Annotated in this window: 12 protein-coding genes; 6 read left to right on the top strand and 6 right to left on the bottom strand. The window is 74.5% G+C overall.

Annotated elements, in window-relative coordinates; translation table 11 throughout:
- Window positions 1–14: 14 nt before the first annotated feature.
- Window positions 15–677: a response regulator gene (locus tag ACFQ8C_RS06190; RefSeq protein WP_383452776.1), complete on the bottom strand. Its 663-nt coding sequence runs from the start codon at window positions 675–677 to the stop codon at window positions 15–17.
- A 35-nt stretch (window positions 678–712) separates the two neighbouring features.
- Window positions 713–1,930 carry a sensor histidine kinase gene (locus tag ACFQ8C_RS06185; RefSeq protein WP_383452775.1) on the bottom strand — a complete coding sequence of 406 codons (1,218 nt, stop codon included), beginning with the start codon at window positions 1,928–1,930 and terminating at the stop codon, window positions 713–715.
- 106 nt (window positions 1,931–2,036) lie between these two features.
- Between ACFQ8C_RS06185 and ACFQ8C_RS06180 the strand changes: the two genes are divergently transcribed.
- From ACFQ8C_RS06180 to ACFQ8C_RS06170, 3 genes are all read left to right on the top strand, one after another.
- A complete protein-coding gene (locus tag ACFQ8C_RS06180) occupies window positions 2,037–2,975 on the top strand; it encodes an ABC transporter ATP-binding protein (RefSeq protein WP_383452774.1) in 939 nt (312 codons plus the stop codon).
- A gap of 1 nt (window position 2,976) precedes the next feature.
- On the top strand, window positions 2,977–3,723 hold the full coding sequence (locus ACFQ8C_RS06175) for an ABC transporter permease (RefSeq protein ID WP_383452772.1): 747 nt from the start codon (window positions 2,977–2,979) through the stop codon (window positions 3,721–3,723).
- 478 nt (window positions 3,724–4,201) lie between these two features.
- The gene (locus ACFQ8C_RS06170; protein WP_383452770.1) at window positions 4,202–5,107 is read left to right on the top strand and encodes a winged helix-turn-helix transcriptional regulator; all 906 of its coding nucleotides are present in this window, start codon (window positions 4,202–4,204) and stop codon (window positions 5,105–5,107) included.
- Window positions 5,108–5,242: 135 nt separating this feature from the next.
- On the opposite strand, the gene pdxH is transcribed toward ACFQ8C_RS06170, so the two are convergent.
- Window positions 5,243–5,869, bottom strand: coding sequence for a pyridoxamine 5'-phosphate oxidase (gene pdxH, locus ACFQ8C_RS06165; protein WP_383452867.1), 627 nt, complete (start codon window positions 5,867–5,869; stop codon window positions 5,243–5,245).
- 222 nt (window positions 5,870–6,091) lie between these two features.
- Between pdxH and ACFQ8C_RS06160 the strand changes: the two genes are divergently transcribed.
- The gene (locus ACFQ8C_RS06160) at window positions 6,092–7,192 is read left to right on the top strand and encodes a citrate synthase 2 (RefSeq protein ID WP_383452768.1); all 1,101 of its coding nucleotides are present in this window, start codon (window positions 6,092–6,094) and stop codon (window positions 7,190–7,192) included.
- 22 nt (window positions 7,193–7,214) lie between these two features.
- Here the strand turns inward: ACFQ8C_RS06160 and ACFQ8C_RS06155 are convergent, their stop codons facing one another.
- Window positions 7,215–8,270 carry an isopenicillin N synthase family dioxygenase gene (locus tag ACFQ8C_RS06155; protein WP_383452766.1) on the bottom strand — a complete coding sequence of 352 codons (1,056 nt, stop codon included), beginning with the start codon at window positions 8,268–8,270 and terminating at the stop codon, window positions 7,215–7,217.
- A gap of 620 nt (window positions 8,271–8,890) precedes the next feature.
- On the opposite strand from ACFQ8C_RS06155, the gene ACFQ8C_RS06150 reads away from it, so the two are divergent.
- Both ACFQ8C_RS06150 and ACFQ8C_RS06145 read left to right on the top strand, forming a co-directional pair.
- The gene (locus ACFQ8C_RS06150; protein WP_383452764.1) at window positions 8,891–9,928 is read left to right on the top strand and encodes a M4 family metallopeptidase; all 1,038 of its coding nucleotides are present in this window, start codon (window positions 8,891–8,893) and stop codon (window positions 9,926–9,928) included.
- Between the two features lie 150 nt (window positions 9,929–10,078).
- Window positions 10,079–11,044, top strand: a complete 966-nt coding sequence (locus ACFQ8C_RS06145; protein ID WP_383452865.1) for a threonine/serine dehydratase — start codon at window positions 10,079–10,081, stop codon at window positions 11,042–11,044.
- A gap of 159 nt (window positions 11,045–11,203) precedes the next feature.
- On the opposite strand, the gene ACFQ8C_RS06140 is transcribed toward ACFQ8C_RS06145, so the two are convergent.
- Both ACFQ8C_RS06140 and ACFQ8C_RS06135 read right to left on the bottom strand, forming a co-directional pair.
- Window positions 11,204–11,734, bottom strand: a complete 531-nt coding sequence (locus ACFQ8C_RS06140; RefSeq protein WP_383452863.1) for a TetR/AcrR family transcriptional regulator — start codon at window positions 11,732–11,734, stop codon at window positions 11,204–11,206.
- 149 nt (window positions 11,735–11,883) lie between these two features.
- Entirely contained in the window at window positions 11,884–12,612 is a 729-nt protein-coding gene (locus ACFQ8C_RS06135) for an enoyl-CoA hydratase family protein (RefSeq protein WP_383452762.1), read from the bottom strand.
- Window positions 12,613–12,761 lie beyond the last annotated feature (149 nt).

The following is a 12,761-nucleotide window of genomic DNA, read 5'->3' as shown; positions in this document are numbered from 1 at the left end:
TCCGAGCGGCGGGGTCAGGTCGGGGAGACGAAACCCGATTCGTAGGCGGCGATCACCGCCTGGGTGCGGTCCCTGGCGCCGAGTTTCGCGAGGATCGCGCTCACGTGGGACTTGACGGTCTCCGTGCCGACGATCAGCCGGGTCGCGATCTCCGCGTTGGACAGGCCCCGGGCCATCAGGCGCAGGACGTCCTCCTCGCGGTCCGTCAGATTCGCCCGGACCAGGGCCTCGTGGGCCTCGTTGGCGGGGTGGTCCCGGCCGTAGGAGGCGGCCAGGTCGCGGACGGCCGCCGGGAAGAGGAGCGAGTCGCCCTCCGCGACCAGGCGGACCGCGTGGACGATCTCCGCCGGCCGGGCCCGCTTGAGGAGGAAGCCGTCGGCGCCGGCGCGCAGCGCCCCGTACACGTACTCGTCGTTCTCGAAGGTCGTCACGACGAGGATCTTGGGCGGGGAGTCGACCGTGCGCAGGACCGCCCGGGTGGCCTCGATGCCGTCCATGAGCGGCATGCGGACGTCCATCGCGACCACGTCGGGGCGCAGGCCGCGGACGAGCGGGACGACGGCGGCGCCGTCCGCGGCCTCGCCGACCACCTCGATGTCCGGCTGGGCCTCCAGGACGGCGCGCAGGCCGGCCCGTACGAGGGGTTCGTCGTCTACGAGGAGGACCTTGATCGTCATCCGGTCAGCCTAGTCAGGTGTGTTCCCGCGCCCGGTCAGCGCAGCGGGAGGACGACGGCGACCCGCCATTCGCCGTCCTTCACACCGGACTTCGCCTCGCCGCCCAGCAGCGCGGCCCGCTCGCGGATGCCGCGCAGGCCGCTGCCGGAGCCGGGGACGGCGGGGGGACGGCCCTCGGGCACGGGGTTGGTGACCAGGAGGCGGAGCCGGCTCCGCTCGGCCGTCACGCGGACCTCGACGGGGACTTGGCCCGCGTGGCGCAGCGCGTTCGTCAGGGCCTCCTGGAGCATCCGGTACGCCTCCCGGGAGACGGGCCCCGGGAGCTCCTCCACGGGGCCGGTGATCTCGGCCTCCACCTGGGCGCCGGAGGAGCGGGCCGAGTCGAGGAGACGGGCGGCCTCGTCCAGCCCGGGGCTCGCGCCGGCCGGCCGGCGGCCGGTCTCGCGGAGCAGCAGCAGGACCCGCTCCAGGTCCTCCAGGGCCGCGCGGCCGGTCTCCTCGATGGTCGCGAGGGCCCGGTCGGTGAACTCGGGGTCCTTCGCCGCGCGGGCGGCGCCGGCCTGGACCACGGCCAGGGTGAGGGCGTGGCCCAGCGAGTCGTGGAGCTCGCGGGCGATCCGGTTCCGTTCGAGAAGGCGCTCCGTGCGCTCCTCCAGGCTCGTCATGCGCTCCTTCACCGACGGTCCGAGGAGGCGGCGGGCGACCCGGGTGTCGAGCCGGCCGCCCGCGACGATCACGGCGAGGAGGGCGAGGAACGGCAGCGGGGCCAGGGCCACCGAGCCCAGGCCGGGCGGCGGGGTCAGGGACCCCACCACGGGCTCCTCGACCGAGGTGTCGAGCAGCACCAGCGTGCACTGGAGCAGCCAGATCGTCAGGAGCCAGGCCAGCAGGCCCGCCTCCATCCGGAAGACCATCCACAGGGCCGTCCTGCCCCGGTCCGCCCAGGAGGCGGACGGGGTCGCCGAGATGCCGGTGGCCGCGCCGTCGGCGTACGCCGTGCTCCGCACCCGGGCGTGCTTGCCGGGGAAGAGCATCAGGCGGGCCTGGAGGCCCTCGGCGCGGCGGGCCGAGGGGATCAGGGCGACCGCCGCGACGAGCGGGACCGGCAGCGCGGCGGCGATCAGCCAGTCCCCGAGGGTCGGGGAGGAGAGTCCGGGATAGATCAGTCCGGCGGCGAGCGGCACGATCGCGCCGATCACCAGGTGCAGCCAACGGGTGTACGTGACCGCCCGGATCAGGGGGCGCAGGAACATCCCTCCATCCTCGCAGCGGCGGCCCGCCCCCGGCTCCCCCGCACGGGGGAGACGGTCCCCCCGGGCAGGGGATGGCACGGAGGGCTCCGGCCGCGAGGCTTGAGCCATGACCAGCATCGACATCACGAACCTCACGAAGCAGTACGGCGGCCGGCACACGACCCGGGCCGTCGACGGGCTGACGTTCCGTGTCGAGCCGGGGCGCGTCACCGGCTTCCTGGGGCCCAACGGGGCCGGGAAGTCCACCACGATGCGGCTCGTCCTCGGCCTCGACCGGCCGACCTCGGGCACCGCCACCATCGGCGGCCGGCCGTACGCGACGCTCGACGAGCCGCTGCGGACGGTCGGCGCGCTCCTCGACGCGCAGGCCGCGCACCCGGCCAGGACCGGCCGTGACCACCTCCGCTTCCTCGCCGCGAGCAACGGCCTGCCGGACCGCCGGGTCGACGAGGTGCTGGAGGAGACGGGCCTGACGTCCGCGGCCCGCCGCCGGATCCGCGGCTACTCGCTGGGCATGCGGCAGCGGCTCGGCATCGCCGCCGCGCTCCTCGGCGACCCGGGGGTGCTGATGCTGGACGAGCCGGCCAACGGCCTGGACCCGGAGGGCATCGTCTGGATCCGCGGGCTGCTGCGCCGGCTGGCCGCCGAGGGCCGCGCGGTCCTGGTCTCCAGCCACCTCATGAACGAGACGGCGACCTTCGCCGACCACCTGGTGGTGCTGGGCCGGGGCCGGCTCCTGGCGGACGTGCCGATGCGGGAGTTCATCGACGCCCACAGCCACGCGCGGGTGCGGGTGCGGACGGGCGATCCGATACGGCTGCGGGCCACGCTGCTCGCACGGGGGTGGACGGTCGGGGACACCGCCGACCGGGACGGCCGGTGGACGGTGGAGGGTGCCTCCGCCGAGGAGATCGGCGCGGTCACCGCCCGCGAGGGCATCCCCGTCTTCGAACTCGCCGACGAGCGCGCCTCGCTGGAGCAGGCGTATCTGGCCCTCACCTCGGACGCCGCCGAGTTCACCGCCCTTACCCCGCAGGAGGTCTGACGTGTCCGCGCTCTCCCCCACCGCCGTGATCCGCTCCGAGTGGATCAAGATCCGGTCGATCCGGTCGAGCCTCGGCTCGCTGCTCGCCGTCCTCGTCGCCGCGGCGGCGATCGCCCTGGCGGTCTTCCCCGCCATCGGGCAGCCGGAGGCGGAGACCGGCGAGATCGACCCGCTGTTCTGGATCTACTACCCGATGAACTTCGTGCAGATCGCCGCGATCTCCTTCGGCGCCACCGCCGCCTCCTCCGAGTTCCTCAACGGCGCCCTGCGGAACTCCCTGGCGGCCGTGCCGCGCCGGGGCCTGCTCTACGGGGCGAAGACGGCGGTCGTGGGGACGGCCGCGCTCGCCATGGGTGTGGTGGCCGGCTTCGTCATGTTCTTCACGGCCAACGCGTTCCTCGGGAAGTACGCGATAGGGATCGGCGATCCGGGCGCCCTGCGGTCCTGCTTCGGCGCCGGGCTCTACCTCGCGCTGATCACGCTGTTCTCGATGGGACTGACCTTCGTGCTGCGCAGCGCGGCGGCGGTGCTGAGCATCCTGATCCCGTTCATCCTCATCGTGTCCTTCGTCATCGGCGGGGTCTCCGAGGGCGTCGCGACCTGGCTCCCGGACCGCGCCGGGCAGCAGATCCTCTTCCAGGAACCCCTCGGGACGCTCGGCGCCTGGAGCGGGCTCGGTGTGACCGCGCTGTGGACGGCGGCCGCGCTCCTCGCCGGGTGGTGGTCGCTCCGGCGGCGGGACGCCTGAGGACGACGGCCCGAAGGCCCCCGGGAACGCAGACGACCCGTGGGCCTTGGTCCCGTCCGCCTAGGTTCGGACGGGAGCCGGCCGGACTTACCGGCGGCCCACGGGTCGGGTGACTGCTTGGGTTTCGGCAGCTGGCCTGCCGAGGTGCACATCGTGCGACGGCAGGCCTTAGCCCGCAGTCACCTCACGAGTCCGAAAAGAAACCATGTTTTCGGATCACCTCCTTTCGCGTGTACCCACACCCTACGAACCGCCCAGGAGGGCCACAAGCGATTTATTCGCCGGGCCGAGGCGGCCCGTGCGCGGGGTCCCGGCCTCGCCGGGCCCGGGCATCAGGGCGGCGGCGAGCGGGAGGAGCGCGCCGGCGCCGTGGGCACGTGAGGCTCCGGGGGGAATCACCGACTGGCGAGTGAGTTTCTATCGGGGACTGCCGCGGTGGCGCAGGATGGACCCGTCGAACCCGAAGGAGGCGAGAGCCATGGCGCGAGCCGTACCCGATCGCGACACCGCCTGCGCCATCGCCCAGGCGGCCGCCGTCATCGGCGACTGGTGGAGCCTGCTGATCGTCCGCGAGGCCGCCCGCGGCCGGCACCGCTTCGACGAGCTCCAGCGCGAGCTCGACATCTCCCGCAAGGTCCTCACCGAGCGGCTCGGCCACCTCGTCGACAGCGGCGTGCTGGAGAGGGTCCCCTACCAGCGGGGCCCCGTCCGGCACGAGTACCGGCTCAGCGCCGCCGGCCGCGACCTGCTGCCCGTCCTGGTCTCCATGCAGGACTGGGCCGACCGCTGGGTCCTCGGCGACGGCACCCTCACCGCCACCGCCGACGCGGACGGCGCCGAGGCGCTGCGCGTCCACACCCTGCCCGGCACCCGGCTGCCCCGGATCACCCTCCCCGCGCACACCGGCGGCGCGCTCGACCCGGTCGACCCGGCCGCCGCCGTCACGGTCCTCTTCTGCTATCCCGCCACCGGACGCCCCAGCCCCCTGCCCGAGGGCTGGAACGACATCCCCGGCACGGTCGGCTGCACCCTGGAGAACCGGCTGTTCAAGGAGGCGTACGGGGCGTTCACGGCGGCCGGGGTCGCCGTCCGCGGCGTCTCCACGCAGCGCCCCGACGAGCAGCGGGCCTTCGCGGACGCCGAGGCGATCCCCTTCCCGCTGCTCTCGGACACGGACACCCGGCTCGCCGCCGCGCTGCGGCTGCCGACCTTCCGGGCCGGGCAGCTGCTGCGGCTCAAGCGGCTGGTCCTGGTCCTGGACCGGGAGCGGACCGTGCGGCACGTCCAGTACCCGGTCACCGACATCCCGGCCGCCGTCCGGACCGCGCTGGCCCTGGGCCGCGCCCTCGCGGAGCCGCCGGACGGGGCGGGAGACGCGGACTGAGCGGCGGCCCCGGACCGGACGGGGACCACGGACCGCGGACCACTGACCGCGGACCACTGACCGCGGACCGCGGACCACTGACCACGGACCACGGACCACGGACCACGGACCACGGACCGCGGCGCCCCGCGGCGGCTAGGGCGCCAGGCGCTCGACCCGCCAGGAGCCGTCCTCGCGGACGTACCGCAGGCGGTCGTGGAGGCGGTTCTCGTGGCCCTGCCAGAACTCGACGGTCTCCGGGACGACCCGGAAGCCGCCCCACTCGGGCGGGATCGGGACCTGCTCGGAGTCGGGGTAGCGGGCGGCCAGCTCCTCGTAGCGGGTGAGCAGCTCCTCCCGGGAGGCGATCACCGAGGACTGCTCGCTCGCCCAGGCGCCCAGCTGGGAGCCGTGCGGGCGGGTGCGGAAGTAGGCGGCGGTCTCGTCGCGGCCGGTGCGGGAGGCGCGGCCGGTGACGATGACCTGGCGGGCCAGCGGGTGCCAGGGGAAGAGCAGCGCGACGTACGGGTTGGCGGCCAGCTCGGTGCCCTTGCGGGAGCCGTAGTTGGTGAAGAAGACGAAGCCGGCGTCGTCGTAGTGCTTGAGCAGGACCGTGCGGGACGACGGGCGTCCGTCGGGGGTCGCGGTCGAGACGACCATCGCGTTCGGTTCGTGGATCGCCGGGCTGGCGGCGGTCTCCTTGAACCAGGACGCGAACTGCCGGATCGGATCGGGGGCGAGATCGGCGGCGGTCAGTTCCTTGGTGCGGTACTGCTCGCGCATGTCGGCGGGGTCCAGGGCGTCGGTCACGGGGCCATCCTGCCGCAGCGGCCCATTCTGCCCGCCACGGCGGGGCACCAATCCTTCGTCGCCGGATCGGCGCAGTGTGCCGGATGTCACGCTTCCCCGCATCATCGGAACCGTACAGACTCATCGGCTGGACGACTGTTGAGTCTCTCCAGCCGCCATCTCGGTTGATCGATCATCGATAGAAGGAGCCGCCTGATGTCCGAGTTCGTACCGGGCCTCGAAGGAGTCGTCGCGTTCGAGACCGAGATCGCCGAACCCGACAAGGAAGGCGGCGCGCTGCGCTACCGCGGGGTCGACATCGAGGACCTCGTCGGCCACGTCTCCTTCGGCAACGTGTGGGGTCTCCTCGTCGACGGCGCCTTCAACCCCGGTCTGCCGGCCGCCGAGCCCTTCCCGATCCCGGTCCACTCCGGTGACATCCGCGTCGACGTGCAGTCCGCGCTCGCCATGCTCGCGCCCGTCTGGGGTCTCAAACCGCTCCTCGACATCTCCGCCGAGCAGGCCCGCGACGACCTCGCCCGCGCCGCCGTCATGGCCCTCTCCTACGTCGCCCAGTCCGCGCGCGGCCAGGGCCTCCCGATGGTCCCGCAGAGCGAGATCGACAAGGCCGAGTCCGTCGTCGAGCGGTTCATGATCCGCTGGCGCGGCGAGCCGGACCCGAAGCACGTCAAGGCCGTCGACGCGTACTGGACCTCGGCCGCCGAGCACGGCATGAACGCCTCCACGTTCACCGCCCGCGTCATCGCCTCCACCGGCGCCGACGTGGCCGCCGCCCTCTCCGGCGCCGTCGGCGCCATGTCCGGCCCGCTGCACGGCGGCGCGCCCTCCCGCGTCCTCGGCATGATCGAGGAGATCGAGCGGACCGGCGACGCCACGGCCTACGTGAAGCAGGCCCTCGACAAGGGCGAGCGCCTGATGGGCTTCGGCCACCGCGTCTACCGCGCCGAGGACCCCCGCGCCCGGGTGCTGCGCCGCACCGCGAAGGAGCTGGACGCCCCGCGCTACGAGGTGGCCGCCGCGCTGGAGAAGGCCGCCCTGGAGGAGCTGCACAACCGCCGTCCGGACCGGATCCTCGCGACGAACGTCGAGTTCTGGGCGGCCATCGTCCTGGACTTCGCCGAGGTCCCGGCGCACATGTTCACGTCGATGTTCAGCTGCGCCCGTACGGCCGGCTGGTCGGCGCACATCCTGGAGCAGAAGCGCACCGGCCGCCTGGTCCGCCCCTCCGCCCGCTACACGGGCCCCGGCAAGCGGGACCCGCGTGAGATCGAGGGCTACGCGGACATCTCGGGCTGACGGCCTGACGGCCGGCCGGCGGCTATGCCGGCAGGTCCTGGCGGAGGAGGAGGTCCGCGTGGTGGCGCGCCGCGACCAGCGGATGCGCGCGGACCTTCCCCTTCAGCTCGTTGCGCCCGTACTCGGCGAAGAGCGGGTTCGCCGGGTCGACCGTGACGCCCGGCGCCCGGTCGGCGAACGGGAAGTCGAGCGGGGCGATCCGGGCGTCGAGCCGCGGGTTGTAGAAGAACGGGACGGAGAACCGTTCCGTCGCACCGGGCGGGGAGACGACCCGGTGGTTGGTGGCGATCAGGTAGCCGTTCGTCGCGACTTCGAGGAGTTCACCGAGGTTGACGACGAAGGCGCCGGGCAGCGGCGGCACGTCGTGGAACCTCCCGTCCTCCCGCTGCACCTGGAGCCCGCCGACCTGGTCCTGGAGCAGCAGGGTCAGGAAGCCGTAGTCCTTGTGGGCGCCGACGCCCTGGTCGTCGCCGTCGCCACTGCTGCCCGGGTAGCGCACCAGCTTGAGGTGCGGGTGGGCGCGGGGCCCGAAGATGTCGGCGTAGAAGTCCTCGCGCGCGCCGATCGAGGCGAGCAGCTCGCGCAGCAGCCTCTCGGCGACGCCGCTGAGCCGGTCGATCCAGTGCAGGGCCGCCGTACGCAGCTCGGGCAGGGCCTCGGGCCACTGGTTCGGCCCCTCCAGCCACCAGTACGGCGGCTCCCACGGCGCGGGCACGCGGGCGGGCCGCTCGGCGCCGATGTCGAGCTGGTCGCGCCAGTCCCGGGCCCCCTGGGTGCGCTCGTCGCCGACCCGGGTGTAGCCGCGGAAGTGCGGGGAGTTGAGGTTGTCGACGGCCCGCCGGTCCGCCTCGGGCAGGGCGAAGAAGGCGTGCATGGCGTCGGTGAGCGCCCGGATCTCGCCCTGGGTCACACCGTGCCCGACCAGCTGGAAGAACCCCACGTCGTGGGCGGCCGAGTGCAGCTGGGCGTGGAGCAGCCGACGGGCGTCGGGACCGCGGTCGGCGGCGGAGAGGTCGACGATCGGGAGCTGCGAGGCGTACGAGAGGGAGGGGGCGGTGGTGGTGGCGCTGAGGCTCATGGATGCGTCCGCGGATGTACGGGTCCCGGGGCGGCCGCCGGGGTGGGGCGGGGGCCACGGGTGCCGGTCGACAGGGGTCGGTTGAGGGACCCGTCGGGGCGTGAGGGTTGCTGCCCCTGGGGTCAGGCGGCGCGGCGACAGCTCATGCTCGTGACGCGGACGAAGTCCACGTGACGGCGGCGAACGAGCAGAGGCATGCGACCAGCGTACTGCGCCCCGCCCACTCCGCCTGTGGCCCGGACCACAGGCGGCGACGGAGAGAGGCCGGAGTCCCGGACGCCCGGAGACCCGGAAGCCCGGAAGCCCGGAGACCCGGAAGCCCGGAGACCCGGAAGCCCGGAGACCCGGAAGCCCGGAGGTCGAGGGGACCCCGGGCAGAGGGGACCCGGGCCGAAGACAGGCCCGGGGCCGAAGGGGCTCGCCCGCGCCTCGGTCCGGCCGGTGGTTCGGTGCCCCCGGGGCGGTCTGGCGGCGGGCGGGAGGGGTTGTGGTTCGCGTCACAGCCGGGGGCGGCGGGAGGGGCCTGTTCAGGAAGGCGGTTCGTACGCGAAGATCGGCGCCTCGCATGTCACGCGCATGCCAATCATCTCGTCGCCGCGTCCCCGCGCAGGAGGATGTCCATGACCGCCCGCCGCACCCCCCGCCGCCTCCTGGCCGCCGCAGCCGTCACCCTGGCCGCCGCCGGAGCGCTCCTCCCCTCCCCCGGAGCCACCGCCGCGACCGCGCCCCAGGCCCGGGTCTTCATGGTCAACCCGGTCCAGGCCACCGGCGACCAGACCCTCGCGGACCACAAGGACGCGCCCGGCGACGTCCCCGCCTCCGCCTACGCCCTCGCGACCCTCCGCAACCTCGACGCGAGCGGCGGGCTCTCCGGGAAGTGGGTCTCCGTCCGCTCCGAGACCGGCAAGCCCGCGACGGTCGCGCAGGCCGCCTCGTACGGCCGCTCCGACGACAGGTTCGAGCAGGTCATGGCGTACTTCTGGGTCAACGAGGGCCAGGAGTACCTCCAGAGCCTCGGCTTCGGCACCGAGCTGCCCGGCGCCAACGACCGCGTCCAGCCGGTCCGGCTCAACCAGTGGGGCGCCGACAACTCCTTCTTCACCGACAAGAAGGCCGAGATCCGCTTCGGCAAGGGCGGCGTCGACGACGCCGAGGACGCGGAGGTGATCCTCCACGAGTACGGCCACGCCGTGCACCACGCCCAGGTCCCCGGCTTCGGCTCCTCCGCCGAGGCCGGCGCGATCGGCGAGGCCTTCGGCGACTACCTCGCCGTCGCCGTCGGCACCCACGCGGTCCAGAAGTACGGCTGGCCCATGAAGGCCGAGCAGGCGTGCGTCGCCGACTGGGACGCCACCGGCTACAGCGCCGCCCCGCACTGCCTGCGCCGCCTCGACGGCACCAAGACCTACGCCGACCGCGAGGGCGAGGTCCACGCCGACGGCGAGATCTGGTCCCGCGCCCTCTTCGACATCCGCCAGGCCCTCGGCGCCCGCACCGCCGACCGGATCGTCGTGAACGCCCAGTTCGGCTTCGCGCCCGACACCTCCTTCGAGGCCGCCGCCCGGACGACCGTCGAGACCGCCCGCCGGATGTACGGCGCCGACGCGGAGGCCGCCGTCCGGGACGCCTTCCGGGCCCGGGAGATCCCCGGCGTCTGACCCGCCGACCGGTGCGGCGCCGGCCGGTGCGGCCCGGCGCCGCCCGGCCCTGTCCGGGTCGGCCCTGTCCGGGCTGGCCCTGTCCGGGTCGGCCCTGTCCGGGTCGGCCCTGTCCGGGCCGCGGAGGCGTACGGCACAGTGGACGGTGTGCTGATCACCGTCGCGGACGTCGAAGCCGCAGCCGAACGCCTCACCGGACACGTCGTCCGCACCCCCACCCTGCCCAGCCCCGGGCTGACCGCCCTCCTCGGCACCGCCGCCGACGTCACCGTCAAGCTGGAACTCCTCCAGCGCACCGGCTCGTTCAAGGCCCGGGGGGCGGTCGCCAAGCTCCTCGCCCTGGACGAGGCCGAGCGGGCCGCCGGTGTCGTCGCCGTCAGCGGCGGCAACCACGGCATCGGGCTCGCCGTCATGGCCGGGGCGCTCGGCGTCCGGGCGACCGTCGTCATGCCGCGCACCGCGCCCGCCCGCGCCGTGGAGACCGCGAAGGCCGCCGGGGCGGAGGTCCTCCTCGCCGACACCATGCCCGGAGCCTTCGCCCTCATGGAGGAGCTGCGGGCCGGCGGTCTCACCCTCGTCCACCCCTTCGACGACCCGGTCGTCGTCGCCGCCCAGGGCACCGTCGGCCTGGAGCTCGCCGAGGACGCCGGGGAACTCACCGACGTCCTCGTCAGCATCGGCGGCGGCGGTCTGATCGCCGGCGTCGCCACCGCCCTGCGCGCCCGCCGCCCCGGCGTGCGCGTCTGGGGCGTCGAGACCGAGGGCGCCCACGCCATGGCGGCGGCGCTCGCCGCGGGCGGACCGGTGCCGGTGGAGCTCTCCTCGGTCGTCACGACGCTGAGCGCCCCCGCCGTCTCCCCGCTCACCTACGCGCACGTCTCCGCGCTCGTCGAGGACGTGCTCACGGTGACCGACGCGGAGGCCGTCCAGGGCACCCTCGACCTGGCCGAGCACGCCAAGGTGTGGGCCGAGCCCGCGGCCGGTTGTCTGCTGCCGGCCGCCCGCCGTGTCCTGGACCGCGTCGGCCCCGACGCCCGCCTCGGCCTGGTCGTCTGCGGCGGCAACGCGACCACCGCCGACGTGGCCGCCTGGGCGGACCGCTTCGGCCTGCGCTGACCCGCCGCCGCACCGGGAACGGCGGCGCGTCGAGGGCGTCGGCAGGTCGAGGGCGTTCCCGGCGCGTCGAGGGCGTCGGCAGGTCGAGGGCGTTCCCGGCGCGTCGAGGGCGTCGGCAGGTCGTGTCGGCAGGTCGAGGGCGTCGGCGCGTCGAGGGCGTCAGCGCTCCGAGAGCGCCTCGTCGATCAGCCGGGACCACTGGGCCACCACACGGTCCCGGCGGCCCGTGTCGTCCGTCAGGAGGGTCGCGAGCCCCAGGCCCCGGGCCATGTCCAGCAGGCCCTGGACGGTCTCGCGGACCCCGGGCCGCGACTCGTCGGCGCCGAGCAGTTCGACGGCGATCCGATGGGACTCGCGGCCGACGCGGGCCTCCAGCTCGGTGACCCGGTCACGGAGCTGTTCCTCGTTCGAGGCCGCCACCCACAGCTGGAGGGCGGCCCGGAACAGGGGGCCGGTGAAGAGGCCGACGAGCCCGGCGACGGTCTGCGTCCGGTCGTCGGTCGGCAGCGCCCGCAGCGCCTGCGAGCGCTCCTCGGCCACGTACTCGACCGCCGCCGTGAACAGGTCCTCGCGGGTCGGGAAGTGGTGCTGGGCCGCGCCCCGCGACACCCCCGCCCGCTCGGCGACCACGGCCACGGTCGACCCCGCCCAGCCGTACTCGGCCAGGCAGGCCACCGCGGCCTCCAGCAGCCGCTGCCGCGTGACCCGGCTCCGGTCCTGCTTGGGCCCCCGGTCGGGGGCCGCGTGCCCGTCCCGTCGCGGGCCCCGGTCACGGGCCGCCTGCCCGTCCGCCCTCCGGTCCCCGTCGGGGGCCGGAGGTCCGTCCTGTCGGTGTGCGGTCACAGCCGCCATTCGGGGTCCCGTCGTTCGAGGAAGGCCGTCATGCCCTCGCGCGCCTCGGCGGAGGCGAAGAGCGTGGCCGATCGCTGCACGAGCTCCTCCGCGTCGCGCTCGAAGGCCTCCAGGACTCTAGCGGTGACCAGCCGTTTCGCCTCGCGCAACCCCTGCGGCGAGCCCGCCCGCAACCCGTCCAGGACCGCCCCGAGCTCCTCCTCCCCGGCCGTGACGAGCCCCATCGCCCGCGCCTCGGGCACGCCGAACCGCTCGCCCGTCAGATAGTGGCGGGCCGCCGCGCGCGGCTCCAGCCTCGGCAGCAGGGTCAGCGAGATGACCGCCGGCGCGACCCCGATCCGTACCTCCGTGAGCGCGAAGTCCGCTCCCTCCCCCGCCACCACGATGTCGCAGGCGCCCAGCAGCCCGAGGCCGCCCGCCCGGGCCCGGCCGCCGGCGGTGACGTGCCCGACGACCGGTTTCGGCAGCTCCACGACCTGCCGGAGCAGATCGACGAAGGCGTACGGGCTCGGCGGCGCCTTCAGGTCGGCTCCCGCGCTGAACGTGGAGCCGGTGTGCGTGAGCACCACCGCCCGCACGGCGGGGTCCTTCCCGGCCGCCGCGAGCGCCTCGGCGAGTTCGGCGACGAGAGCGGCCGAGAGGGCGTTGCGGGTGTCCGGGGAGTCGAGGGCGAGGGTGGTGATCCCCCGCTCCTCGGTGACGGCGATCAGACTCATGAACGGCCCCTCGGCTCTCTCTCGGCTCGTACCCGTACCCGCGCTCGTACCCGTATGCGCGCTCGTACCCGTATGCGTGCTCGTACCCGTATGCGTGCTCTGACGTGTGGCTCCCCCTCGGACCGGCGCCCGGGCTCGGGCGCCCGGCG

It is taken from the genome of Streptomyces sp. NPDC056503, from assembly GCF_042794995.1.
Classification (GTDB): Bacteria; Actinomycetota; Actinomycetes; order Streptomycetales; family Streptomycetaceae; genus Streptomyces.
The sequence above is the reverse complement of the archived record's forward strand: the minus strand, read 5'-3'. Positions and strand labels throughout refer to the sequence as shown.